Raw genomic sequence first — 24,509 nt, forward strand, 5'->3', positions numbered from 1 at the left:
TTAAACAATCCAAGGTATACTAACCAAATAAATCAATGAAAAACAATTTATTAGACGCGAAGGATTACATTGTATTTGCAATTTACTTCGTTATTGTGGCCGCTTATGGGCTTTACATTTACAACAAGAAAAAATCAGAATCTACCGGTTCTAAAGATTATTTTCTTGCCGAAGGCTCTTTAACCTGGTGGGCCATCGGTGCATCTTTAATTGCATCAAACATTTCTGCTGAGCAGTTTATCGGTATGAGTGGATCAGGCTTTAAAATGGGATTGGCCATTGCAACCTACGAATGGATGGGTGCACTTACACTGGTAGTGGTCGCTGTATTTTTCATTCCCGTTTACTTGAAAAACAAAATTGCTACAATGCCGCAATTTTTGCATCAACGTTATAACGGAACAGTTGCTATGATTATGGCTGTTTTCTGGTTATTGTTATATGTTGTGGTTAACCTAACTTCTATTCTTTATTTAGGTGCTTTAGCGGTGAGTAGCATTTCTGGTTTCGATCTGCAGTTCTGTATGTATGCCATTGCAATTTTTGCTATTATCATTACCCTAGGCGGGATGAAGGTAATTGGGTATACGGATGTAATCCAGGTATTTTTCTTGATTTTAGGTGGTTTGGCTACAACTTACCTGGCTTTAAATCTGGTTTCTACACATTATGGTACAAGTGGTGTATTTGAGGGTTATAGTTTAATGACCTCTAAGGCATCAGAGCATTTCCACATGATTTTCAAGCCAGATAACGAAAATTACATCAATTTGCCAGGTTTAAGTGTATTAATTGGCGGTATGTGGATCGTAAACCTAAACTATTGGGGCTGTAACCAGTACATCACACAACGTGCTCTGGGGGCCAATTTAGAAACTGCCCGTGGCGGTATTCTTTTTGCGGCTTTCTTAAAACTGCTAATGCCAATCATTGTGGTATTGCCTGGTATTGCCGCTTATGTGTTATATAAAGATGGTGCATTCCAATCTGAAATGATTCAAGGTGGTTCTGTTAATCCTGATCGTGCTTACCCTGTATTGTTAAACTTGCTTCCTGCGGGATTAAAAGGTCTTTCATTCGCGGCATTAACCGCTGCGGTTGTGGCATCTTTAGCCGGTAAAGCAAATAGTATTGCTACCATTTTTACTTTGGATATTTACAAAAAAGTATTAAATGTTGAGGCATCAGAAAAAAACCTGGTAATGACTGGTAAAATTTCTATTGTTGTTGCCATGTTCATGGGTGTAGTAATTGCACCATTATTGGGGATCGATAAAAAAGGTGGTTTTGAATATATTCAAGAATATACCGGTTTTGTATCTCCTGGTATTTTTGCCATGTTTATTTTAGGTTTTTTCTGGAAAAGAACCACTTCAAGTGCCGCACTATTTGCTACTATAGGTGGTTTCGGTTTGTCGATTTTACTTAAATTCTTACCTATAATAGCCGATCTTTCCTGGTTGTCGGGAATGGGTTTCTCTGTTAAAAACAAAGATGGGGTGTACGAAATTCCATTTTTAGATCGGATGGGCTTTGTATTTATATTCTGTATCCTTGGTATGGTGATCATCAGCTTAGCGAGCGATAAAGTTAAAGCAGAAGCTAAAGGATTGGCTATCGATGCTAAAATGTTTAAAACTACTACCAGTTTCGCAGTAGGCGCTTTAATTATTATCGGCTTATTGGTTGCACTTTACAGTGTATACTGGTAAAGAATAAGTTATAGTAATGAAAAGGGGGATAAAATCTGACGATTTCATCCCCCTTTTCATTTAAATGCGATTGCTTTTAAATTTAGACTCTGAATCTTCATGTCCTTAATTCCTTAATGCTAAAACTGTTATGTTGATCTGTAGCGAAGCGAAAAGCTACGAAGTAAACCGAGCCTTAAGCGAGCTCACCGAAGGTAATTTATTTCAGTATCTTTCTTATAAATTATTAGAATTGATTGCCTGCTACTCATCCTCCTCTGTTGCCAGCTTTTTCACCAACCAAGGTAAAGTCAGCCCTTGTCCAATTAAGGTAAACAACACCACTACAACTGATATAAATATAACCGCATTTCGCTGTGGAAACGCACTTCCATCAGATAAGGTGGCCGGTAACCCAATTGCAATGGCCAGCGAAACAATACCTCTCATGCCCGACCAGCTGATAATCAAACTGTTCTTGAAATCCAGCAATGCGCCCTCTGTAATACGGTGCTTCCCTTTCTGAAAAGCTTTTTGAAGATTAAATTTTTGTAGGAAAACACGTGCCATCCGCAGTAGTAAAGCTACAACGGTAATCACCAGTGAATAACCGATATAAGGTAGAATATCGGTACCACTAATGTTTTTGTATACATAAGGAAACTGTAAGCCAATTAATATGAAAATTAGTCCATTCAATAAAAAGATAATAATATCCCAGATGTTTTTAGACTGGTTTTTAAGCTGCTCCGGAAATACCTTGTTGCTAAACCTGGATATTCCCAGCCCTAAGATAACAACTGCAATAACCCCCGAAACATGTACTTGTTCTGCAATTAAATAGGTAACAAAAGGCATTAACAACATAAAGCTAATGGTTGCCAGGCGGTTGTTATGAATCCGCTTAATAATAAATGCTAAAATTTTCGACATCATAATGCCGATTAAGAATCCGCCAGCCATTAAAAGAACAAATTCGAGAGATGCCTTCCAAAATACGAAGGCTGTTCCAGTTACTGCGGCAACCGCAAAACGATAAGCTACCAGCGCAGAAGCATCGTTAACTAAACTTTCACCCTCCAAAATGGTGTTGGTTTTGTGAGATAAACCCAGTCCCTTAGTAATACTCATAGCAGCAACCGCGTCAGTAGCAGAAAGAATTGCGCCTAACACAAAAGATACCGGCCAACTCATCCCTGGAATTATATAGTGAGCAACTACAGCAATGCCAATAGCGGTGATAAAAACCAATGTAATGGCTAGGGTTAATATGGTGTTAATATTGGTTTTAAATTCTTTAAACGAGATATTAAAGGCAGCATCGTAAAGCAATGGCGGTAGGAATATCAAAAATATAATTTCAGGATTAATATCAATTGGCGGCAAAGAAGGTATAAAACCTACTGCAATTCCAGCTATAATCAAAAGGATAGGATAGGGGGTTTTAATTCGGTCTGCAATAGCAGAAAGGCCAATCATCACCGCTAAAATAAATATTACAATGGCATAATTTTCCATATCTGTAAATGCGTTTTTAATAAATGCGGAAACACTTATTTGCAAAATATATGTTTAGAACCGAATTAAAAAGCTCCTAATTGAAATAAACTAGTTAACGAAATAAAAGGATAAATAATCCTCCTAGAATAAAGAAGAAACTTTAATTAATGCTGAAATGAAATGTGGAAATATCGTTGATGTGAAAACTAGCGTTGTAACCTAGGTCTTTTACTTTTAAAAGCTGGGTTGGCTTTTGGCTTTGTTGCTTTAGCACCACTTTCCTCTTCCGATATCTTAACAGTAATTATATTACCTTTAAATGTTTCGCCATTTAAGGTTGATACGATGTTTTTGGCATCAGGAAGACTATAAATTTCCAGAAAAGCATAGCCTTTACATTTGCCAGTAGCCCTGTCGCGAACAATTTTAATTGTTTCTACCCTGCCATGCAGGCTAACCAATATTGCCAAATCCATCTCTTGGATATTGTCAGGAAGGCCACCTATGAAAATCTTAACCATTAATTCTTTAATTTGAGGAAACATTTGGATTAAATCCAGAACTGTTCTTTTAGACCTGCAAAATAAGCAAAATGATATTGTTACCCAAACTAATTAGCTGAATTTTGCTTCATTTTTTATCATAAATTTGTGAAGAGCAGATATATATATTGATGTTGACAGTCAGAAAATGTACATTCGCTTTCTAATCATCCAAAAATAGTTAAAATATGAGCATTCACAGGTTAAGATCTATACTTCTCATCGTATTATTACTTTTCACATCTCAGTTTATTCAGGCTAAAATTTTATTGCCCTCGGTTTTTGGCAATAACATGGTTTTACAGCAAAAAACCAATGCAGCCATTTGGGGCCAAGCAGACGCTGGTAAAGCAGTTAAAGTAACGGTTTCATGGAATAAAATTAACTATGGTGCTATTGCAGATGCCAATGGTAATTGGAAAATTAAAGTAGCGACACCAGGTTACGGAGGACCATATACCATCACCATATCTGATGGAGAGTTATTGGTACTTAACAATATATTAATTGGCGATGTATGGATATGTTCTGGGCAGTCGAACATGGAAATGCCGCTGGCAGGCTGGGGCAAAATCCTAAACTACGAAAAAGAAATTGCCGAAGCTAAATTTCCAGATATCCGTTTATTGCAGGTAGATCATGTTACCAGCAATTCACCTATTAATGATGCCAAGGTAGCAAATGATGGCTGGCAGGAATGCAGCCCGAAATATATAGCCGGGTTTTCTTCCACCGCATATTTCTTCGCACGCGAAGTGTACGAGAAAACCAAAATTCCTATTGGCCTGATTCATACTTCATGGGGCGGAACAATTGCTGAAGCCTGGACCAGCGCCGAATCATTAAAAAAAATGGCAGATTTCTCTGCTGCAGTTGATAAGTTTCAGAAATCAGCTAAAAATCCCTCAACAGTTTCTTACGAAGAACGTTTGCAGAACTGGACTAAAATGACCATGGATAAAGATTCTGGCAATCTGGATGGACAAATGAAATGGGCGCTAACAGAAAGTGCTAATTGGAAAAATATGACTTTGCCAACCCTTTGGGAGGACGCAGCACTTAAAAACCTCGATGGTGTGGTTTGGTTTACAAAAAAGATCACGATTCCAGAAAACTGGAAAATAAATGAAGCAAAGCTTAATTTGGGCACTATTGATGATAACGACATTACTTTTATAAACGGGGTAAAAGTTGGCGAAACGGTAGGATATAATATTGGAAGAACATATACAATACCCGCTAATTTGCTCAAAGTGGGAGAAAATGTGATCACTGTCAGGGTTTTTGATAGTGGAGGTGGGGGTGGCTTATATGGCGACACTAAAGAGTTAAATTTAACAAATGGTTCTAGCGAGAAAATTTCATTGGCTGGTGAATGGAAATATAAAATAGGCTTGGATTTTAAAAATATTGAGCCAAAGCCCTTTGAGGAAAATGGTCCCAACCGCCCAACAGTTTTATACAATGCCATGATTCACCCTTACCAACAATTCTCGATTAAAGGGGCTATTTGGTATCAAGGAGAAGCTAATGCCGATAGGGCCTACCAATACCGCGAGTTGTTCCCAACAATGATCAAAGATTGGCGTCAGAAATGGGCACAGGGCGATTTTCCTTTCTATTATGTTCAATTGGCTAATTTTATGCAGGTTGATAATGTGCCTGTAGAATCTGCATGGGCAGAGCTTAGGGAGGCACAGCAAAAAACACTTGCTTTGCCAAATACAGGCATGGCAACCATTATTGATATTGGCGATGCAAAAGATATCCACCCCAAAAATAAACAAGAGGTAGGCAGAAGATTGGCATTAATAGCCCTGGCTAAAACATATGGCCAAAAAATAAACTACTCTGGCCCTGTTTATCAATCAAATAAAATTGAAGGAAAACAGATTCTTTTAACGTTTGTCAATAGCCAAAATGGATTAAAAGCTGCAGATGGTGCAGCGTTAACAGGTTTTGCCATCGCCGGAGCAGATAAGAAATTTTATTGGGCCAAAGCAAGTATTCGGGGGAATCAGATTATCGTAAGTAGCGATCAGGTGGCAAACCCCGTGGCTGTTCGTTATGCATGGGGAAATAATCCTGTTTGTAATCTGGTTAGTAACGATGGCTTGCCAGCTTCACCATTTAGAACAGATACCTGGCCGGGCCTTACCTTTGGAAAGAAATAATCAATAAAAATTGTGCAATGTGTGTGCTTAAATCCGTGCAATGCAGGCAATATTTAAAGTAACGTTATTTTTTGTGGCTTACTTTATATTTTTACTGGTTAACCGGAAATTATGCCAAATATCTTATCAGACCAGGAAACCATTCTCCTGATTGCCAACCTGGAAGAAAAATTATTAGATGGGTTTAAAAAAACAGACCTGAACACGCTCGATTTGTTGTTTGCCGATGGGATGCTTTTTCACGATCAGTACGGGAATGTGTTGGATAAAGAAATGGACATGGATGCCTACCGGACTGGTATGATAAAAATCACTAAAATCAATGTATCCAAACGGGAAATACGTGTTTTTGAATCTATTGTTATCGTTTCTGCAAGTCTTTTTATTAAAGGGAAATACGCCGATATTTTGCTAAATGGCAAATATCGATGGTTGAGGGTTTGGGGCAAAGTGAAAGAAGATTGGAAGGTAATTTCTGCCAGTTGTACCAGCATTTCAGTTTGAAATTTTTGTCTAAAAATAAGAACGGGGAATAACCAATGGCTATCCCCCGATTCTAAATTAACGCTCTCTGGATCTAATATAGAACTATTCTCAGTTTCCATCAAGAGCTGGTGGGCAAACAAAGGTTGATGCTTGCCTTGGCCCGTTAAAAATTGGAACATATTACAACATTGGTGTAAACATGCTGCTTTTCAAACTGTATAATTTTTTTACCCTTCGTTTGTTATGTCCATAGTTTTGGTTTGCACTAGCAATTTACAGTGTTTTTTTAGTGTTTAAATCTGGATTACTAAATCGTTTTAATATTCATTCATATTTATTATTTTTATAAAATATTATCTAACCAATTGTCCTTTTATGAAAAGAATACCTGCCTTAAGCTATTTTCTGGTTTCCTGTCTATTCATGCATACTTTGTATGCCCAAAATTTAACTGAGTTTAATAAAACACCTTTAAAACAACATGTTTACGTGCAATTGCCAGTTGGTAGTATTAAAGCTAAAGGGTGGCTGCTAAAACAATTAGAGCAACAAAGAGATGGTGCAACAGGAATGGCTGAAGAGTTGTATCCGGAAAAAGATAATTTGGGTAAAAATTCCGATTGGTTGGGCGGTGACGGAAATGGGTGGGAACGGGTACCCTATTATATTAAAGGTTTAGTCGCATTAGCCTATACCTTAGACGATCCTATGCTAAAAGCGAAAGCGCAAAAATATATCGATTGGACTTTAAACAATCAGCAAGCGAATGGATTGTTTGGTCCGCCAAAAATGAAAGATTGGTGGCCACGCATGCCCATGATGTATGCCCTGCAGAGTTATTATGAAGCTACAAATGATAAAAGGGTTATTCCGTTTCTATCAAAATATTTTAAATACGAGCTTAATAATCTCGATGCTGATCCATTAAAAGATTGGGCTAAAGCAAGAGCAGCCGATAATATGGAAATTGCCATTTGGCTTTACAATAAAACCGGCGACCAGGATTTATTAAAACTCGTAGAAAAGTTAAAACAACAGGCATACCCTTGGATTGATATTTATAGCAATAATGGATTTTACTTTTTTGGTGATGATTTTCAGCCTAAACATATGGTTAATGTGGCTCAGGCATTAAAATTCCCTGGAGTTTATGCGCAACTTGAAGATCACCCCTCTAATTTGGAAGCACTTTCTAAGGGCATAGCACATATTATGCACGATCATGGTCAGCCCCAGGGTTTAGGCTCTGGAACTGAGTTCCTGGCGGGTACAAGCAGTATTGAAGGGGTAGAAACCTGTACTGTAGTAGAATGGATGCAAAGTTTAGAAACTGCGGCAAAGGTTATTCATGATGTAAAAATTGGCGATCAATTGGAAAAAGTGGCTTTTAATGCTTTGCCTGCACAGTTTAGTCGAGATTTTAAAAACCATTCATATTATACACTACCCAATCAGGTTCAAAGTATTCATGGCGAGCAAGGCTTTAATCAAGATTATGCCACAGGTATCATTTCCAGTCCATATTCGGGTTTTGGCTGCTGCCGCTATAACATGCACATGGGTTGGCCTTATTTTGTAAAAAGTAGTGTAGTGGCTACTCCAGAGAAAGGTTTGGCTATAATTACCTATGGACCTATGGAAATAAAAACTGTTGTGGCCGAAAACAAAAAGATAAAAATCACTGAAGAAACTAATTATCCCTTCGAAGAACAGATCAGATTAAAAGTAGAACTTGCTGCTGCAACCTCCTTTCCGTTAATTTTAAGAATCCCAGCCTGGAGTATAAAGCCAAGCATTAAATTAAATGGAATTATATTAAAAGGAGTAAAAGCTGGAGAAATGTTTACCATCGCCCGCGAATGGAAAAATCAGGATCAATTAGAACTGAATTTTCCAATGGAAATTACCACCCATGCCCAGGTAAACAATTCTATAAGTGTAGAACGTGGACCTATTGTTTATGCACTAGAAATTAAGGCGGTAAATAAGGTAACCAAAACGCATCCTGTTGCTGGTTTTACAGATTACGAAATCCACCCAGAATCGGCATGGAATTATGGTTTAATGATCAGTAAAAGTGGTTTAGAAAATGCTAGCGTGCTAAAATCGAAAATGCCAGAAAACCCTTTCATTGCAGCAAGCGCACCGGTTAAAGTAAAGGTTCAGGCAAAAAAGATTCCATCATGGGGCTTAGGTTACAATAAACTGGCTGCTTTTGATGTGCCCTTTAGTCCAATTTTATCAGCTGAGAAACAGGAGGAAGTTATTTTGGTGCCATACGGATCTGAAAATATTCGCCTAAGCTGTTTCCCTGTAATCGGTGAGCCAAAAAAAATAAATAAAACTTTAGTTGAAAACTTTGATCGCGGAATGGCCCGCAATTGGGTTTTTTATGGAGGCGGTTGGTTTTGGAAAGATGGGCAGGTTAACGCGGCATCAAATTCAGGTTCTGGTGGTTATGGTATAAATGGATCTAAATATGTGGCTAATGGAACAGATTTTAAAGATTTTATTTATCAGGCAGATGTTAAAATCAATACTGCAGGCGATGCTGGTTTAATGTTCAGGGTTTCTAATCCTGCCATTGGCCCCGATGCTTACCAAGGCTATTATGTGGGGTTAGATCAATTAAATGGGAACATATTATTAGGAAAAGCTAGCGGGCAAAAATGGACCGTCATAAGTTCAGGAAAATATCCTGTTGAAATGAACAAAATGTATACCTTAAAGATAGTGGCAAAGGGAGATAAATTTAACATTTTTATCAACGGATCAGCTCAGCCTGTTCTTTCAGCAACAGATAATCAATACGCCTCTGGTAGTATAGGATTAAGAGCGTATAAAGCATTGGCAAGCTTCGATTCGGTAAAAATTAACGCCTTTTAACATCTGCTCAGGGCGATTTTAAACTTTACGGCAAGGAATTTGTTAACTATAGCAGTAATAAATAAAGTAAAATTATGAAATTATACAAATCAATTCCCATAATGCTCTTTACCCTTGCACTTGCTGCGGGTTGTGTAAGTAATAAGAAGTATGCCGAACTTCAGGATACTTATACTAAGTTAAGAGAAAGAAATCAGGAGCTAAGTAATAAATACCAGGATAGTCAGCGTGAACTTAGTGGAAGTACCAGTAGGGTTAAAAGTTTAGAAGAGCAGATTGCGTCAGAAAAGGCCAACGTAACGGCATTGCAAGAAGCTTTAAACAAATGTTTAAATTCTAGTAGTCAGGGAAATGTTAATATTTCGAAACTGGTTGATGAGATTAATAGTTCAAATAAATACATCAAACAACTGGTTAATGCCAAAAACAAAAGCGATTCGCTTAATATGGTGTTAACTAATAACTTAACACGATCGTTGAGCAGGGAAGAATTGGGTGACGTTGATGTACAAGTACTTAAGGGGGTAGTATACATCTCTTTAGCTGATAACATGTTATATAAATCGGGCAGCTATGAAGTTTCTGATAAAGCTGGTGAGACTTTAAGCAAAATTGCCAAAATTATTAAAGATTACGATACCTATGATGTGTTAATCGAAGGTAATACTGATAATGTGCCTATTGCTCAAACAAATATCCGTAACAACTGGGATTTAAGTGCCTTGCGTGCCTCGTCAGTAGTCCAGGTATTGCAAAACAAGTATGCTGTCGACCCTAAACGTTTAACAGCCGGTGGGCGTGGAGAATTTAATCCAATTGCTGATAATACTACAGCAGGAGGAAAGGCGAAAAACAGACGTACACAAATTATTATTACGCCTAAATTAGATCAGTTTATGGATCTGATCGGAAAAGCACCTGAGCAATCTCAAAAATAAAAGCATAAAATAATTAAACATATAAAGGGCTGGAATTAATTTTTCGAGCCCTTTTTTGTATAGAAAGCTTTCCTCTTGCTTTCTAATATTTGTTTATTCTGCCCGCGCTCCATTATGGGTTATGAGAAAACGGATAAGAAGACACCTTCGAACAGCAAAATATATTGCTTATAAAGAAACTTTAGTTAGTTTTAAAGAACATATTTGGACATTTTATCTTCTGCCTTGTCGGTTTTCTTATCTATTGTATTAATGCAGATTAAAAAAACACTACATCCTCCAGGTGGGGCTACCTCACTTAGTGTCAATATAAGAGGCTAAAATCCAATCGCTAGGCTACCTTTATGTACTATGCCCCGTGTTATCTGGTGTCTTTATTTTGCTTCTGATGGCTATTATAATAAATAATAGCACAGCAATCGCACTTACCCTAACAATAAAAATGGTATAGGATTTGGCACCGTTACCGCAGATAAAAGAGCCGACCGTACTTAAATTTCAGCTCCATAAAAGGCTAAGAAATACTGATTTTTTTCTTTTGCTGGTTTAAATAAGCTGTGATCTGATTTAACATGATACTTCTTGTTGCCCTTACAGCAGATTTCAAGACTTCAGAACTTACGCCTAAACGTTTAGCCCAATAATTTCGGTCTGTTTCTTCAGATAATAAAATGATTTCTTCTTTGATATTCAGGGTTTGGGTGAGATTTTTCATAATTGTGATCATTAATTCAATTATTAGCACGCAGAAGCTCGATTTAGTTCTATAAAAATAGTTTTTTTTATTTGTAATAACAAGTTGTAAAACAGTTGATTAAAAAAAAAATATTGTTTGTATTTCATTCACAAAGTATAACATCGAAAGCGTTTATTCTCTTAAATTAAATCGTTTTAGTAATAAAAAATGCAGATTCAGTAATTTATAATTATTCAAAAAAATGATTTTATGTATTTTTAATTATACGTAAATTGACTATAATTGCTTGTTATTTATAAAAAAGTATTTTGTAATGGGCGATATGAGAAAGGGAGAAGTTACTCAGATTGACTTTGAATATGGACTAGGTATCATTATTGATGAAAATGGTCAAGATATTCACTTTCAATTAGATAATGTATCTGATCAAATTAATATAAATTCGAAAGTAATTTTTGAAATAGAATTAAACAAGAGCGGCTTAGTAGCAGTTAACGTTAAATTAGAAATGGAAGAAATAAAGGTCTAATTTCGCATACTTTAAGCAAGTGGTATTATTGATTATTTGAAGTAGGTAAGCTGAAATAAAAGGTAGAACCTTCCCCGAATTTACTTTTTGCCCAAATTTTTCCTTGATGCCTTTCAATTATTTCGGCACAAATGTACAGGCCAACTCCAAATCCTGCAATTGTTTTAGTATCAGGGCTCTCTACACGGTAAAAGCGATCGAAAAGTCTGGGCATATCATTTTCTCTAATGCCTATCCCTTCATCTTCTACACTCACAATGGCATAACCTTTTTGCATTTCGCATTTTATTGCAATTAATGAGTCTTTTTTTGAGTATTTGGCTGCATTACCAATCAGGTTATTGATCACGTTACCAATTTTCTCTATATCGGCATTTACAATCATTTCTTCCGAACCAATTACCTGGATAAAATGGCTAGGTAAAACCATTCCATTTTCATCAGCTATAGTTTTAATTAAATCAACAAGATTAAAATTTGTTTTGTTCAGTAAAATTTTACCCGATTCTAACAAGGATACATTTAAAAAGCCATCAATCATTAACGACATTCTTTTTAATTGAACATTTATCTTATCGAGTATCTGGATGGGAAAATCATTATCAGTTTCTTTAAATTTATACTGTAAAAGTTGCACATAAGCGCTTAAGGATGTTAGTGGAGTTTTAAGTTCATGACTTACCATGCCGATAAAGTCATTTTTTCTAATTTCATCCTGTTTATGTTCCGTAATATCCAAAACAGCCCCTGCGATATAAACGGCTTTTCCATCTTCATTATAATAGGCTTTTCCTGCTGTTCTTAACCACTTGCTTTTAGCACTTATTCCATTCAAGTTAATTTGGTATTCGATGTTAAAAGCACTTCTATGATGTAAGGCACGCCTGATACCACTGGTAAGATGACCAATGTCTTCCGGGCTTATCAATGATTTGGCTTCCTCAATACCCAGCCTGTTATTTTCCAGTTCGTAAATTTGTTGTGCCCTTTCTGATAAAAGTACCTGTTTACTTTCCAGATCGATATTCCATGAGCCCATTTCCGATGCATCCATGGCTATTTTTAAAATATCTTTAGCTTTAAGTAGTTCTTTTTTAAAGTTTACCTGCTCTGTAATATCTTTAATAATCACTAAAATTCTGGTTACTTCGTTTTTATCATTTTTTAAGGGCTCATAAAAAGCAATGAAATAACCATCTGAAACCGGTGTCGAAAGTTTTAATTCATTGATCGTTAAGGGCTGTTCATTTTTAAAAATATCTTTTACACGTTTTACAAGTGCTTGCTGTTTTTCGAGTTCAGGCCGTGCCTCTTCCTGGGAAATCCCGATAACCTCTTTTCTGCTTTTACCCCAAAGTTTTAATATGTTATCGTTTGCATACTCCGTAATAAGTTCCGGACCTTTTAATACACACATGCCTAAAGGTGCCTGCTCAAAAAATCCCCTAAAACGTGCTTCACTTTCTGAAAGTTCAAATAAAATATGTTCAAGGTCATTTTCATCTATTGGAATTTCCCTTAATGAACAGATGAGGTATTCAACCGGACGATCATTTTGTAATACTGGCGAAAATTCTAATTCCCATTTTACGTTGGGTGAGTTGGAATAGATGGGATGAATAACCAGCGTCTGCTTTGCCTTAAGCTCGCTTACTTTCTGAACTGTTTTAATCAGAATATTTTTTTCAGCATCAGATAATAGGTTTGGGATAATGTCGATATCATAGAATTTTAATTTTCCACCCACGCGCGCTATTAAAGCCTGATAAGCATCATTATGTTCTACCACCACTAATATTGGCTTTACTTTAAAAATGACTATTGGACTCTTAGAATGTTTTAACAGTGCTTTTAAGAATGGAGAGGCTAAATCTATCATAAATTTAAGTTGACACTTCCCAAATATAATTCTTAAACATTTAATCGCCAACCGATTTGTAAGGATATTATAATATTTATCATACAAAATAGTATAAATTATAATGGGATTGTTTTTTTGCTTGTGCATCGTTGTATTCCAGCATTGTTTTAGAGTCTTTAATTGCTATCGTTAAAACATTTCAGGTAAAGTTTGATGAATTTGATTTTGTTTTATGTTATATCAAGATCAAAAAATTGTAAAGTCAAAAGCGTAAAATGCATAGTGAAAGTGTAAAGTGAGACCTTACTTGGCAATTACGACTAATTTGTAAGACAATTTGAGACTGTTTTTAGTTAAAAAATTTGTCTTTTTAAGCTAAAAAAAAGTTTTTATGTATTTTTATTAAAAATTATTTATTTGATAATCAATGTGTTGTGTTTGTTTTTTGAATTAAATATTTGATTTGAGCGATTTAACATTTCACACTTACATTTTTTTAAAAATTTATATATATTTGTTCTTACCCTTTCGAGGGTATGTTTTTCATAGGTAGATGTAGGGTCAGAACATTGTTCTGGCCCTTTTTTGTTTTAATGGATTTAGAAAAACTATTTTTGTGTTATGATGAAAAAGAAAGTGATTGTTGCGGTTACTGGTGCCAGCGGTTCTATTTATGCAAAGGTTTTATTCGATCAGTTATTAAAATTAAAAGATCAGATTGAAACCGTTGGTATAGTAATGAGCGATAACGCAAAAGCAGTGTGGCAATTCGAACTGGGAAACCAGGATTATAATCATTTTAAAGATTTTACCTTTTACAGTAAAAACGATTTTAATGCCCCATTTGCATCGGGGTCGGCAAAATATGATACGATGATTATCATCCCATGTTCTATGGGGACTTTGGGTAGGGTAGCACATGGAATATCTAACGATTTGATTTCGAGGGCGGCAGATGTGGTGTTAAAGGAGCGTAGAAAATTAATAGCTGTAGTTAGGGATACCCCATTTAACCTGATTCACATTAACAATATGAAAACCGTAACTGAAGCGGGAGGAATCATCTGCCCAGCTAATCCGTCTTTTTACAGTTTGCCCCAGACGATTGAAGAAGTTGCCGGAACAGTAATTAGCAGGGTATTGGATTTAGCGGGCTTCGAACAGGAAAGTTACCGGTGGCAAGAAAGTAATTGATATTTGCTGAATTTTGAATATTTTTGGCCGATTAAACCAATATCATGAAACTATTTTTACGCTCTATCTTATGCTGTGCAGTACTATGCGCATTTTTTTCCAATGCAAAAGCTCAACAGGGTTTTCTGGTTAATTCCAAAAACGATACTTTAAAAGGTGAATTTAAAAAACAATTTATCGGTTTTTACAAGTTTAAGCCCGAGGGATCAAACAAATTCAGTAAAATCAATATCGATAGTACCAAAGAGCTTTTTGTTGCAGAAAAAAGTATCAATTATTTAGCCAAATACAGACCGGAATTAAATGAACCAGAGTTTTTGCTTAGGCTCGAAAAGGGAAAAATCAATCTTGTTCAGTACTATTATGCTTATGGTAATAACAATTATACTTTAATTTGGTATGCCTATAAAGGCGAAGGACCACTTCTTGAAATTAAAAGTAACCAGATTTTCGGAACGAGAAAAGAACGTAAAGAGCATTTTTTCGATCTTATAGGCGATAATGTTTTACTTACCGATCAGTTTAAAATGAATGATAGCTATTCATTTGATACCATCAGGGCTTACATAAAATCGTATAATTCCAGCAATAAATAATGATGAAAAGATATACCTTAATATGCATTTTTACTTTGTTATCAGTGTTTTGTTTCTCTGGTTGTGAGAAAAGAAGTTGCCCTGACGGAATGAAGGAGCAAATATTAAAAGACGGTACAAGGATTTGTATTCCTAAAAATTTATAGTCGTTAATTTGTCAGTTCTGTAAAGGGCAAACATTTAACTCCGAACAAATTTCCTATCTTTGCAGCCTCAATGAAAAAGGTAGCATTTTATACATTAGGTTGTAAACTCAATTTCTCCGAAACATCAACAATCGGTCGTTTATTTACCGATGCTGGCTATGCCGTAGTAGAATTTCAGGATCAGGCTGATGTTTATGTGATCAATACCTGCTCTGTTACTGAGCATGCTGATAAAAAATGCCGTAAAGTTGTTAAAGAAGCTTTAAAGTATTCTCCAAACGCCTTTGTAACCATTGTAGGTTGTTATGCCCAATTAAAACCACAGGAAATTGCAGAAATAGAAGGCGTTGATGTGGTTTTAGGCGCTGCAGAAAAATTCAGAATTGTTGAATACATCACTGACCTAACAAAACAGCCAAAAGCACTCGTTCATCAGCAAAATATAGAAAAAGTTAATCATAATTTTATTGCTTCTTATTCAATTGGCGATAGAACACGTACTTTTTTGAAAGTACAGGATGGTTGCGATTATCCTTGTACTTATTGTACCATTCCATTGGCGCGAGGTGCAAGCCGTAGCGATACCATTGAAAATGTGGTAAACCGTGCAAAAATGATTGCAGAAAGCGGTGTTAAAGAAATTGTATTAACCGGTGTAAATCTTGGCGATTTCGGAATCAGAAATGGCCAACGCGAAGACAAATTTTTTGACTTGGTTAAAGCTTTGGATGAAGTAGAAGGAATTGAAAGAATCCGCATTTCATCTATTGAGCCAAATCTGTTAAGCAATGAAATTATTCAGTTTGTATCCACTTCTAAAAGATTTGTTCCGCATTTTCATATTCCACTACAGTCAGGTTCTGATAAAATTTTAGGCTTAATGCGCCGTCGTTACCGTAGCGATTTGTATGTAGAGCGTGTGGCCAAAATTAAAGAAGTAATGCCACATTGTTGTATAGGTGTAGATGTGATTGTGGGTTTCCCTGGCGAAACGAAAGAAGATTTTTTGGATACCTATCAGTTTTTAAACCAACTTGATATTTCTTATTTACATGTATTTACTTACTCTGAGCGCGAATTAACAGCTGCAGCCGAAATGAAGGGTGTTGTGGCAGGAAGTGAGCGTAATGAGCGCAGTAAAATGCTTCATATCTTATCTGATAAAAAGCGGAGGGCTTTTTACGAATCTCAAATTGGTGCTGAAGCTGAAGTGCTTTTCGAAGCCGATCAGAAATCTGGATACATGCATGGTTTTACAAAAAACTATGTAAAAGTACGTGCCAAATACGATCCGGTTATGGTAAATGAATTGAAAGCAGTTAAGCTTTTAGAAATTACTGCCGATGGAGAAGTAGAAGTAGCCGAATTGGAAACCACTCACGTGCACCATTAGTTTATTCCGAAGTCATTAATCGGAAGTCCTACCTCCATATTTTGAACTATCGTTCTGAACGTCGAAGGAAGACTTATTTTTGGAATCTGTTTTTAACACCTGATAATCCTCCAAGAACTTCTCCAGTAAGTTAATAAAACCTGACCGGAGCGGGCACGAATTCCGTTTTAAGCACTTTTTTTTGCTTTTTTATGGTGTGCTTGCTTGTTTCACAGGTTTTCAATCGGAGAGTAAAGTGGAGCGCAGGACTGAAATAACCGATGAAACACGGTACTGCGCTTTTCAAAAACAAAAAAGAGTTTTTTAGCTTTTAATCATCAATTTTGGTCGTTCAGCTTAGAGGCTGAAGCCTTTCCATTTTTAGTCTTTAAGCTTTGGTTTTTAATCTTTCAGCTTTGGTCTTTCTTTCCTATCTTCGCAACAAACTATTTGTATGTTTCCTACCGTTTCACATTTTTTAGAATACTTATTCGGTATTAATTTACCGCTTCCGTTTAATACTTTTGGCGTTTTTGTAGCACTGGCTTTTGTTGCTGGTTATTGGGCTTTTACCAAAGAGCTTAAGCGTAAAGAAGCGTTGGGCATACTCCACCCAATTAAAAAAACAATTGTGGTTGGGAAACCTGCTACCACATCAGAGTTGATCATGAATGGCCTTTTTGGCTTTGTTATTGGTTATAAATTGGTTTATGCACTATTAAACTATAAACTTTTTGTAAATGATGCACAGTCGATTTTAATGTCGACCAAAGGAAATATAATTGGTGGTTTGTTTTTTGCAGGTTTGTTCGCCTATTGGGATTATACCGAAAAGAATAAGCATAAATTAGATAAACCAAAAGAAACACAGGTAACCATTCACCCATACCAAACGATGAGTAACCTGATTGTTTGGGCAGCTATCTGGGGCTTTTTAGGGGCAAAATTCTTCGATAATTTAGAGTATTGGGATGATTTTGTTCAACACCCTATAGAGCGCTTATTATCGTTTAGTGGTTTAACTTTTTATGGTGGTTTAATTTGTGGCGGTGCTGCCGTATTAATTATCGCTAAAAGAAATGGAATTAAGCCCTTGCACATGCTTGACGTAGGTGGGCCTGGAATGATGCTGGCCTATGCTGTAGGCCGAATCGGTTGCCACTTAGCTGGCGATGGAGACTGGGGTATTGTAAATTCAAATCCAAAGCCATTTTCGTGGCTGCCAGATTGGTTGTGGTCTTATAAATACCCGAACAACGTAGTAGGAGAAGGTATCCCGATTCCTGGTTGTACCGGCAAATTTTGTAACGAATTGGCGCAAGGCGTATACCCAACACCGATTTATGAAGTAATTATCTGTTTAATCCTTTTTGCCTTTTTATGGCGCATCAGAGATAAAATAAAGGCACCAGGTTTAATGTTTGGTATATACATGATATTAAACGGTATTGAGCGTTTCTGTATCGAATTAATCCGTGTAAACTCAAAATACCATGTGTTTGGTTTATCGTTTACACAGGCCGAAATGATATCTACTTTTCTTGTAGTAGGTGGCATCGCACTAAGTGCTTATGCTTTAAGGAACAAGAATCAACTGGCTTAAACTTTAATAAGTTCATCTTTAATCCAATAAACGCCTCGTTTGTTAAATAGCTATGAATTACGAATTATTATGCAATAAGATAATCTCTATTGTTAAACTTACCGGAAATTTTATCCGCAAAGAGTCGATACAATTCGATGTCCAAAAAATTGAATATAAAGGGTTAAATGATATGGTTTCTTATGTTGATAAAACAGCAGAGCAGAAACTGGTTCAAAACCTCGAAAAATTAATTCCTGATGCAGGTTTTATAACCGAAGAGAAAACTATTAATAGAACAGGTAAAACTTATACCTGGATCATTGATCCCTTAGATGGTACAACTAATTTTATCCATGGTATTCCAACCTATGGCATTAGCGTGGCACTTTATGAAGATGGATTACCTGTAATTGGTGTAGTTTACGAATTAAATAGGGGAGAAATGTTTTATTCATATAAAGGCGGACCTGCCCTTATGAATAAAAAAGAAATTAGGGTTTCCATCAATCCTGATCTAAAATCGAGTTTATTGGCTACAGGTTTCCCATATTATCAGTTTGATAAACAGCCTCAATATTTAAAATTATTGACGGAAATGATGCAGAAAAGCCATGGAGTGCGTAGAATTGGTGCCGCGGCGATAGATCTTGTATATACGGCCTGCGGACGTTTCGATGCTTTTTTTGAATATAATCTGCAGCAATGGGATTTTGCAGCCGGATGTTTTATTGTTCAGCAGGCAGGAGGAGAGGTGTACGATTTCGCTGGAGGTAATGATTATTTTGAGAAAAGAGAGATATTGGCCACCAATGGTAAGCTAACTGATGAAATGCTAACTGCAATTAAGCAGTATTTTTAGTAGAAGTAACGTTATGCTGAATTTGTTTCAGCATCCTTTTTGCATTAAGACCCTGAAATAAATTACCTTCGGTGAGCTCGCTTAGGCTCGGTTCAGGGTGACGGTTGGTGTACAACAAAAAAGGTCCCGATTCTCATCAGGACCTTTTCACTATATACTATGAAAAATGCACAATTTTAAAGCGCTTCTGAAACGACTTCTGTAACTTCCGGTACCATTCTCTGCAATAAGTTTTGGATTCCTGATTTAAGCGTAATGGTAGATGATGGACAGCCACTGCAAGAGCCTCGCAGCTCTACCGTAACCACACCTTCATCAAAAGATTTGTACGTAATGGCACCACCATCCTGTTCAACAGCTGGGCGTACATAATCGTGCAGAATCTGTTGAATTTTAACTTCGGTTTCTGTACCTTCAAAAGCAGGCGCTTCTTCGGCGGTTGCTTCTTTAATTTTTAATTCAGATTCTACAGCACCCTTTACAAATTCTTTTAGAATGGCTTCAATATCAGCCCATTCTGCATCATCTGTTTTGGTAATGGTAACAAAATTACTGGCGAAAAAAACACCAGAAACAAAGTTGAACTTAAATAACTCTTTAGCAAAAGGCGAATGCTCTGCACTCTCTTTAGTCGCAAAATCCTCACTGCCATTTATTAACAGTTTGTTTACCATAAATTTCATGGTAGCTGGATTTGGAGTCTGTTCTGTATATACGTTAATCGTCATGTCTTAATCAATTTGAATAAACAAAATTAACAATTAGTCACCAATAAAACCCTTGTTAGCTGTCTGCTTAACGTCAATTTAATTTGACTAGAAAACGCCAGTATAGTTAAAAGGTGTAATGGTTCTCAATTGCACTTTTATAGCTTCTGAAACCGCTAAACCTTCAATAAATTCGGCAATACTTGCTGCATTGATTTTTGCGTTTGTTCTGGTTAATTCTTTTAAGGCTTCGTAAGGGTTAGGATAGTTCTCTCTTCTTAAAACCGTTTGAATTGCTTCGGCAACAACTGCCCAGTTTTCATCTAAATCGGCATGTAAGGCAGCTTCATTTAACAAAATCTTGTTTAATCCACGTAAAGTAGAATTTATAGCAATTAAGGTATGTCCAAAAGGAACACCTACGTTCCTTAAAACAGTAGAGTCGGTTAAGTCTCTCTGTAACCGCGAGATTGGTAATTTAGCAGCGAAAAACTCGAATAAAGCATTGGCAATTCCAGCATTTCCTTCCGCATTTTCGAAATCGATTGGGTTAACCTTGTGTGGCATAGCTGATGAGCCAATCTCTCCGGCTTTTATTTTCTGTTTGAAATAGTTTTTAGAAATATACGTCCATATATCTCTGTCTAAATCTATAATAATGTTATTTATCCGTTTTAACGCATCGCATTGTGCAGCAAATTGATCGTAATGCTCAATCTGTGTAGTATGTTGTGCACGGGTTAAACCTAAAGTTTCGTTAACAAACTGGTTGGAAAAATTAACCCAGTTTACTGCCGGATAAGCAATAAAGTGTGCATTGAAGTTTCCGGTAGCACCACCAAATTTTGCGCTATTAGGGATGTTTTTTAAACTCTCTACCTGAATAGCCAAACGCTCGGCGAAAACTAAAAACTCTTTACCTAATTTGGTAGGAGAGGCTGGTTGGCCATGTGTATGTGCCAACATTGGAATATCCTTCCACTCGATTGCCAGCGCATTTATTTTTTCAATTAAAGTGTTAATTGCTGGGTAATAGCTGTTATTCAAAGCCAATTTTATTGAATATGGAATGGCCGTATTATTAATATCCTGAGAGGTTAAGCCAAAGTGGATAAACTCTTTGTAGTTTTGAAGAGATAAGGCGTCGAATTTATTTTTAATAAAATATTCAACAGCTTTAACATCATGATTGGTTACTTTTTCAGTTTCTTTAATTTCTAAAGCATCAGCTTCTGAGAAATTTTCGTGAATTTTGCGTAATTCAGCATAAAGATTTCGGTCAAAATTTTCTAAGCCAGGCAAGTTGATTTCGCAAAGTGCGATAAAGTATTCGATTTCTACAAAAACACGGTATTTAATCAGTGCTTCTTCCGAAAAGTAAGCAGCTAAACTTTCGGTAGTTTTTCTGTAACGACCATCAACAGGTGAAATAGCTTGTAGTGATGTTAAATTCATTATGCGGATTATATTTTTGCCGCAAATTTACTACAATTGGTGGATTTTAAGGTCTTGATGTCTAAATAAAAAAAGCCTTAGGTTACTAAGGCTTTTTTTAAATGCTTTGATAAAACTATTTTTTAACTTTAGTAGTATCAGTTTTAACTGTAGTGTCTTTAACTGTAGTATCTTTTTTAGTAGTGTCTTTCACTGTAGTATCAACTACTGTTGAATCAACTTTAGATGAATCAGCTCCACCTTCTTTTTTCTCTGATTTACAAGCTACAACTGATAAAGATAAAGCTAGAGCTAAAAAGCCCATTTTGAATGCATTTTTCATTTTTTTTCTAATTTGTTTGGTTTCAAAAATTAATTACTTGCTAATTTATACAAAAAACTTAAAAAGGTAACCCAGTATTTTAAAATAAAAAAGGTCGCGATGTGAAATAGCGACCTTTTTACTGTAATTAGTTAATTAAATTAGTGTTTTACTTCGGTTTTTTCTGTTTTAGTTTTAACAGTGGTGTCTTTTACGGTAGAATCTTTTACTAATGTGTCAACTTTGGTTGTATCAGTAACAATTGTAGAAGAATCTGTAACTGTTGTATCTGTGCCATCAGCTTTTTTGCCTGATTCACCACAAGCAGCCACTGTTAAAGATAAAGTTAGGGCTAAAAAGCCTAATTTGAATGCATTTTTCATGTTAATATATGTTTTAGGGTTAATATATACTATTAATACCCAAAATATAAAAAGGTAACCGCCTGTTTTTTATAAATAAAAAAAGCCTTTGAAAAATGAATTTCCAAAGGCTTTTCTTATAAGTAAGTTAGACTAGTGTTTAACTTCAGTTTTTTCTGTAGTAGTTTTTACAGTTGTATCTTTTACTGTAGAATCTTTTACTGTAGTATCTTTTTTAGTAGTGTCAGTAATTACAGTTGAAGAATCAGTAGCTGTAGTATCAGCACCTTCTGCTTTTTTCTCTGAGTTACAAGCAACAACTGATAAAGATAAAGCTAAAGCTAAAAAGCCTAATTTGAATGCATTTTTCATTTTTGAGTATTTTTTTAGTAATTAATTTACCTCTTAATACAGGTAAATGAAAAAGGTAACCCAATAAATTGAAAAAAAATGAAATAAAAATAAAAAAGGCCTTAAAACTTAATTTAAGGCCTTTTTTGTATGTTAAAGTTAGACTAGTGTTTAACTTCAGTTGTAGTAGTTGTAGTTTTTACAGCTGTATCTTTAACTGTAGAATCTTTAACTGTAGTATCTTTTTTAGTAGTGTCAGTAATTACAGTTGAAGAATCAGTTAAAGTTGTATCAGCACCTTCAGCTTTTTTTTCTGATTTACAAGCAACAACTGATAAAGATAAAGCTAAAGCTAAAAAGCCTAATTTGAATGCATTTTTCATTTTTTGAATTTTTTAAGTAATTAATTTCTTATTAATGCCGCAAAGGTAAAAAGGTAACCCGACAATTTAGAAAAAAGTTAAAATATTTTTTTTTGAGATTTGGGTTACCGTTTGCTTTAAGTTTGTATTAAGCATTTATAGTAGCTATAAATATTTTTTTGTCTAATATTGGGTTACTATTTATAGAAAAATGTATTAACTAGTGAATAACAGTTTAAAGAGTTCAGTTCCAACAGATAGAGAGGTTATTTTAGGTATCCTAAATAACTCAGAAGATACACTTAACAAGTTATACAAAGCTTATTATGCGATGGTTTTGCAGTTTATCCTAAACAATAATGGTGATGAGGATGATGCAAAAGATGTTTATCAAGAAGGCATAATCATTTTATATAACAAAATTAAAGCTGGTAATTTTGAGCTCAGCAGCAAACTGAAAACTTATATTTATTCGGTTTGCAGGCGTATTTGGCTAAAAAAACTTAGCTTAAACAGTAAAAAAGCCGGTAATATTACCGATTATGAAGATGTATTTGCTGTTGAGGAGGATGTAGAGCACCACGAAGAGAAAGACGCTGCTTTTGTAAAAATGCAATCGGCACTCGACCACCTGGGTGAACCTTGTAAAACCATTATTCAGGATTTTTATATCCACAATTTATCCATGCAGGATATTTGCGAAAAGTTCGGCTATACCAATACCGATAATGCAAAAACGCAGAAATATAAGTGCCTGCAAAGGTTAAAGAAAATATTTTTTCAACCATAATTTGAAATGAGAAACGATTTGGAATTAGATGCAATTATTGAAGATTATCTTTTAGGTAAACTTAATGCACAGGAAACTGAAGCTTTTGAACAGCTGCGCCTTAATGATGCCACAGTAGACCATAGAGTAGTTTCGCATAAGTTCTTTTTAGCATCTATGGACGCATTTGCTGAACAGTTGCGCTTAAAAGAACAGTTAAATCACATTCATTCAGAAATTGATGTAGAAGGTTTAGCCGATACACTTAAACCCCATCCTTCAAAAATTATTCAGCTTTGGAGAAAAAATAAATCAGTTGTGGCGGTTGCAGCTTCTTTTATTGTTCTGTCGCTCATATCAATTTACTCTATTCAACATAATAACAAGCAGGAAGCCATTTATGAGCGAATGAGTAGAGAGATTTCGCGTGTAAAACAATCTCAAAATAACCTTGTTCTTGATGTTAAAGCAAATACACTGCATAACTCACCTAAAAAGCCTAATTCGGGTAATTTTGGAGGAACCGGGTTTGCTGTTTCGACAAACGGATATATATTAACAAATCTTCATGTTGTAAACGGTGCCGATTCCCTGTATGTACAAAATAGTAAGGGAGAATCTTTCAAAGTAAAATCAGTGTATACTGATCCGCAAAACGATATTGCTATTCTTAAAATAAGTGATAAACATTTTAGCGGCTTATCTACAATTCCTTATACAATTAAAAAGAGCATCAGTAATATAGGCGAAAACGTATACACTTTGGGATATCCTAAAGATGATATTGTGCTAGGAGAAGGTTCAGTAAGCTCGAGAAGTGGCTTTATTGGTGATACTACCCAATATCAGGTTTCGATTCTGGTTAATCCGGGAAATAGTGGTGGACCACTTTTAGATAATAATGGTAATTTGGTTGGTATTATCAGTGGTAAGCAAGATCAGACAGAGGGGGCGGCTTTTGCCATTAAATCAAAATATATTTTAGAAGCCATGAGAGCGATTCCTCAAGATTCGTTAGGTGTAAATAGATTAGGTACAAATAAGAAAAGTTTACTTGCTGGTTTAAAACGTACCAAACAGATCGAAAAACTAGAAGATTATGTTTTTATGATCAAAGTTTATTAAAAAGCAACACCCCAAACAAAT

General features: G+C 35.6%; 24 protein-coding genes. 14 read left to right on the forward strand and 10 right to left on the reverse strand.

Annotation, left to right across the window (positions count from 1 at the left end; genetic code table 11):
- Positions 1-35: 35 nt before the first annotated feature.
- A complete protein-coding gene (locus FHT21_RS06465; protein ID WP_167293910.1) occupies positions 36-1,712 on the forward strand; it encodes a sodium/sugar symporter in 1,677 nt (558 codons plus the stop codon).
- 243 nt (positions 1,713-1,955) lie between these two features.
- Here FHT21_RS06465 and FHT21_RS06470 read toward each other — a convergent pair whose 3' ends face one another.
- Both FHT21_RS06470 and FHT21_RS06475 read right to left on the reverse strand, forming a co-directional pair.
- Entirely contained in the window at positions 1,956-3,209 is a 1,254-nt protein-coding gene (locus FHT21_RS06470) for a Na+/H+ antiporter (protein ID WP_167293911.1), read from the reverse strand.
- 188 nt (positions 3,210-3,397) lie between these two features.
- The gene (locus FHT21_RS06475) at positions 3,398-3,712 is read right to left on the reverse strand and encodes an RNA-binding protein (RefSeq protein WP_243853885.1); all 315 of its coding nucleotides are present in this window, start codon (positions 3,710-3,712) and stop codon (positions 3,398-3,400) included.
- Positions 3,713-3,921: 209 nt separating this feature from the next.
- On the opposite strand from FHT21_RS06475, the gene FHT21_RS06480 reads away from it, so the two are divergent.
- The 5 genes from FHT21_RS06480 to FHT21_RS24915 all read left to right on the forward strand — a co-directional run bounded on the left by FHT21_RS06480 (position 3,922) and on the right by FHT21_RS24915 (position 10,538).
- Positions 3,922-5,907, forward strand: coding sequence for a sialate O-acetylesterase (locus tag FHT21_RS06480; protein WP_167293913.1), 1,986 nt, complete (start codon positions 3,922-3,924; stop codon positions 5,905-5,907).
- A gap of 111 nt (positions 5,908-6,018) precedes the next feature.
- On the forward strand, positions 6,019-6,411 hold the full coding sequence (locus tag FHT21_RS06485; protein WP_167293914.1) for a nuclear transport factor 2 family protein: 393 nt from the start codon (positions 6,019-6,021) through the stop codon (positions 6,409-6,411).
- Positions 6,412-6,768: 357 nt separating this feature from the next.
- Entirely contained in the window at positions 6,769-9,279 is a 2,511-nt protein-coding gene (locus FHT21_RS06490) for a beta-L-arabinofuranosidase domain-containing protein (protein WP_167293915.1), read from the forward strand.
- Positions 9,280-9,353: 74 nt separating this feature from the next.
- Positions 9,354-10,217 (forward strand): OmpA family protein, encoded by an 864-nt coding sequence (locus tag FHT21_RS06495; RefSeq protein ID WP_167293916.1) that lies wholly within the window; start codon positions 9,354-9,356, stop codon positions 10,215-10,217.
- Between the two features lie 252 nt (positions 10,218-10,469).
- The gene (locus FHT21_RS24915; RefSeq protein WP_243854015.1) at positions 10,470-10,538 is read left to right on the forward strand and encodes an HPP family protein; all 69 of its coding nucleotides are present in this window, start codon (positions 10,470-10,472) and stop codon (positions 10,536-10,538) included.
- Positions 10,539-10,731: 193 nt separating this feature from the next.
- Here the strand turns inward: FHT21_RS24915 and FHT21_RS06505 are convergent, their stop codons facing one another.
- Positions 10,732-10,932 (reverse strand): DUF3606 domain-containing protein, encoded by a 201-nt coding sequence (locus FHT21_RS06505; RefSeq protein ID WP_167293917.1) that lies wholly within the window; start codon positions 10,930-10,932, stop codon positions 10,732-10,734.
- Positions 10,933-11,236: 304 nt separating this feature from the next.
- On the opposite strand from FHT21_RS06505, the gene FHT21_RS06510 reads away from it, so the two are divergent.
- Entirely contained in the window at positions 11,237-11,443 is a 207-nt protein-coding gene (locus tag FHT21_RS06510; RefSeq protein WP_167293918.1) for a cold-shock protein, read from the forward strand.
- Positions 11,444-11,468: 25 nt separating this feature from the next.
- On the opposite strand, the gene FHT21_RS06515 is transcribed toward FHT21_RS06510, so the two are convergent.
- Positions 11,469-13,322, reverse strand: coding sequence for an ATP-binding protein (locus FHT21_RS06515; RefSeq protein ID WP_167293919.1), 1,854 nt, complete (start codon positions 13,320-13,322; stop codon positions 11,469-11,471).
- Between the two features lie 603 nt (positions 13,323-13,925).
- Between FHT21_RS06515 and FHT21_RS06520 the strand changes: the two genes are divergently transcribed.
- From FHT21_RS06520 to FHT21_RS06540, 5 genes are all read left to right on the forward strand, one after another.
- Positions 13,926-14,498, forward strand: a complete 573-nt coding sequence (locus FHT21_RS06520; protein WP_167293920.1) for a UbiX family flavin prenyltransferase — start codon at positions 13,926-13,928, stop codon at positions 14,496-14,498.
- A 44-nt stretch (positions 14,499-14,542) separates the two neighbouring features.
- Positions 14,543-15,094, forward strand: coding sequence for a hypothetical protein (locus FHT21_RS06525; RefSeq protein ID WP_167293921.1), 552 nt, complete (start codon positions 14,543-14,545; stop codon positions 15,092-15,094).
- A gap of 216 nt (positions 15,095-15,310) precedes the next feature.
- Entirely contained in the window at positions 15,311-16,633 is a 1,323-nt protein-coding gene (mtaB, locus tag FHT21_RS06530) for a tRNA (N(6)-L-threonylcarbamoyladenosine(37)-C(2))-methylthiotransferase MtaB (protein WP_167293922.1), read from the forward strand.
- A 433-nt stretch (positions 16,634-17,066) separates the two neighbouring features.
- The gene (locus FHT21_RS06535; RefSeq protein WP_167293923.1) at positions 17,067-18,215 is read left to right on the forward strand and encodes a prolipoprotein diacylglyceryl transferase family protein; all 1,149 of its coding nucleotides are present in this window, start codon (positions 17,067-17,069) and stop codon (positions 18,213-18,215) included.
- A 52-nt stretch (positions 18,216-18,267) separates the two neighbouring features.
- Complete coding sequence (locus tag FHT21_RS06540; RefSeq protein WP_167293924.1) at positions 18,268-19,056, forward strand: inositol monophosphatase family protein; 789 nt, start codon at positions 18,268-18,270, stop codon at positions 19,054-19,056.
- 176 nt (positions 19,057-19,232) lie between these two features.
- Here the strand turns inward: FHT21_RS06540 and FHT21_RS06545 are convergent, their stop codons facing one another.
- The 6 genes from FHT21_RS06545 to FHT21_RS06570 all read right to left on the reverse strand — a co-directional run bounded on the left by FHT21_RS06545 (position 19,233) and on the right by FHT21_RS06570 (position 22,615).
- Positions 19,233-19,784, reverse strand: a complete 552-nt coding sequence (locus FHT21_RS06545) for a NifU family protein (RefSeq protein ID WP_167293925.1) — start codon at positions 19,782-19,784, stop codon at positions 19,233-19,235.
- Between the two features lie 87 nt (positions 19,785-19,871).
- On the reverse strand, positions 19,872-21,218 hold the full coding sequence (gene purB, locus FHT21_RS06550) for an adenylosuccinate lyase (protein WP_167293926.1): 1,347 nt from the start codon (positions 21,216-21,218) through the stop codon (positions 19,872-19,874).
- A gap of 115 nt (positions 21,219-21,333) precedes the next feature.
- On the reverse strand, positions 21,334-21,540 hold the full coding sequence (locus FHT21_RS06555; RefSeq protein WP_167293927.1) for a hypothetical protein: 207 nt from the start codon (positions 21,538-21,540) through the stop codon (positions 21,334-21,336).
- 140 nt (positions 21,541-21,680) lie between these two features.
- A complete protein-coding gene (locus FHT21_RS06560) occupies positions 21,681-21,902 on the reverse strand; it encodes a hypothetical protein (protein ID WP_167293928.1) in 222 nt (73 codons plus the stop codon).
- Positions 21,903-22,034: 132 nt separating this feature from the next.
- Positions 22,035-22,253, reverse strand: coding sequence for a hypothetical protein (locus FHT21_RS06565; protein WP_116251789.1), 219 nt, complete (start codon positions 22,251-22,253; stop codon positions 22,035-22,037).
- Between the two features lie 143 nt (positions 22,254-22,396).
- A complete protein-coding gene (locus tag FHT21_RS06570) occupies positions 22,397-22,615 on the reverse strand; it encodes a hypothetical protein (RefSeq protein WP_167293929.1) in 219 nt (72 codons plus the stop codon).
- Between the two features lie 202 nt (positions 22,616-22,817).
- Here FHT21_RS06570 and FHT21_RS06575 point away from each other — a divergent pair, with 202 nt between their 5' ends.
- Together FHT21_RS06575 and FHT21_RS06580 are read left to right on the forward strand one after the other, a co-directional pair.
- Positions 22,818-23,384 carry a sigma-70 family RNA polymerase sigma factor gene (locus FHT21_RS06575; protein WP_057934273.1) on the forward strand — a complete coding sequence of 189 codons (567 nt, stop codon included), beginning with the start codon at positions 22,818-22,820 and terminating at the stop codon, positions 23,382-23,384.
- 6 nt (positions 23,385-23,390) lie between these two features.
- A complete protein-coding gene (locus FHT21_RS06580) occupies positions 23,391-24,488 on the forward strand; it encodes a serine protease (protein WP_167293930.1) in 1,098 nt (365 codons plus the stop codon).
- Positions 24,489-24,509: the final 21 nt, after the last annotated feature.

Origin of the sequence: Pedobacter sp. SG908, assembly GCF_011759615.1 — a bacterium.
GTDB classification, from domain to species: domain Bacteria; phylum Bacteroidota; class Bacteroidia; order Sphingobacteriales; family Sphingobacteriaceae; genus Pedobacter; species Pedobacter riviphilus.

Bases quoted from the DNA above. Each gene is read 5' to 3' on its own strand.
- FHT21_RS06465 (WP_167293910.1), top strand. From the start codon at position 36: ATGAAAAACAATTTATTAGACGCGAAGGATTACATTGTATTTGCAATT.
- FHT21_RS06470 (WP_167293911.1), bottom strand. From the start codon at position 3,209: ATGGAAAATTATGCCATTGTAATATTTATTTTAGCGGTGATGATTGGC.
- FHT21_RS06475 (WP_243853885.1), bottom strand. From the start codon at position 3,712: ATGGTTAAGATTTTCATAGGTGGCCTTCCTGACAATATCCAAGAGATG.
- FHT21_RS06480 (WP_167293913.1), top strand. From the start codon at position 3,922: ATGAGCATTCACAGGTTAAGATCTATACTTCTCATCGTATTATTACTT.
- FHT21_RS06485 (WP_167293914.1), top strand. From the start codon at position 6,019: ATGCCAAATATCTTATCAGACCAGGAAACCATTCTCCTGATTGCCAAC.
- FHT21_RS06490 (WP_167293915.1), top strand. From the start codon at position 6,769: ATGAAAAGAATACCTGCCTTAAGCTATTTTCTGGTTTCCTGTCTATTC.
- FHT21_RS06495 (WP_167293916.1), top strand. From the start codon at position 9,354: ATGAAATTATACAAATCAATTCCCATAATGCTCTTTACCCTTGCACTT.
- FHT21_RS06505 (WP_167293917.1), bottom strand. From the start codon at position 10,932: ATGAAAAATCTCACCCAAACCCTGAATATCAAAGAAGAAATCATTTTA.
- FHT21_RS06510 (WP_167293918.1), top strand. From the start codon at position 11,237: ATGAGAAAGGGAGAAGTTACTCAGATTGACTTTGAATATGGACTAGGT.
- FHT21_RS06515 (WP_167293919.1), bottom strand. From the start codon at position 13,322: ATGATAGATTTAGCCTCTCCATTCTTAAAAGCACTGTTAAAACATTCT.
- FHT21_RS06520 (WP_167293920.1), top strand. From the start codon at position 13,926: ATGATGAAAAAGAAAGTGATTGTTGCGGTTACTGGTGCCAGCGGTTCT.
- FHT21_RS06525 (WP_167293921.1), top strand. From the start codon at position 14,543: ATGAAACTATTTTTACGCTCTATCTTATGCTGTGCAGTACTATGCGCA.
- mtaB (WP_167293922.1), top strand. From the start codon at position 15,311: ATGAAAAAGGTAGCATTTTATACATTAGGTTGTAAACTCAATTTCTCC.
- FHT21_RS06535 (WP_167293923.1), top strand. From the start codon at position 17,067: ATGTTTCCTACCGTTTCACATTTTTTAGAATACTTATTCGGTATTAAT.
- FHT21_RS06540 (WP_167293924.1), top strand. From the start codon at position 18,268: ATGAATTACGAATTATTATGCAATAAGATAATCTCTATTGTTAAACTT.
- FHT21_RS06545 (WP_167293925.1), bottom strand. From the start codon at position 19,784: ATGACGATTAACGTATATACAGAACAGACTCCAAATCCAGCTACCATG.
- purB (WP_167293926.1), bottom strand. From the start codon at position 21,218: ATGAATTTAACATCACTACAAGCTATTTCACCTGTTGATGGTCGTTAC.
- FHT21_RS06555 (WP_167293927.1), bottom strand. From the start codon at position 21,540: ATGAAAAATGCATTCAAAATGGGCTTTTTAGCTCTAGCTTTATCTTTA.
- FHT21_RS06560 (WP_167293928.1), bottom strand. From the start codon at position 21,902: ATGAAAAATGCATTCAAATTAGGCTTTTTAGCCCTAACTTTATCTTTA.
- FHT21_RS06565 (WP_116251789.1), bottom strand. From the start codon at position 22,253: ATGAAAAATGCATTCAAATTAGGCTTTTTAGCTTTAGCTTTATCTTTA.
- FHT21_RS06570 (WP_167293929.1), bottom strand. From the start codon at position 22,615: ATGAAAAATGCATTCAAATTAGGCTTTTTAGCTTTAGCTTTATCTTTA.
- FHT21_RS06580 (WP_167293930.1), top strand. From the start codon at position 23,391: ATGAGAAACGATTTGGAATTAGATGCAATTATTGAAGATTATCTTTTA.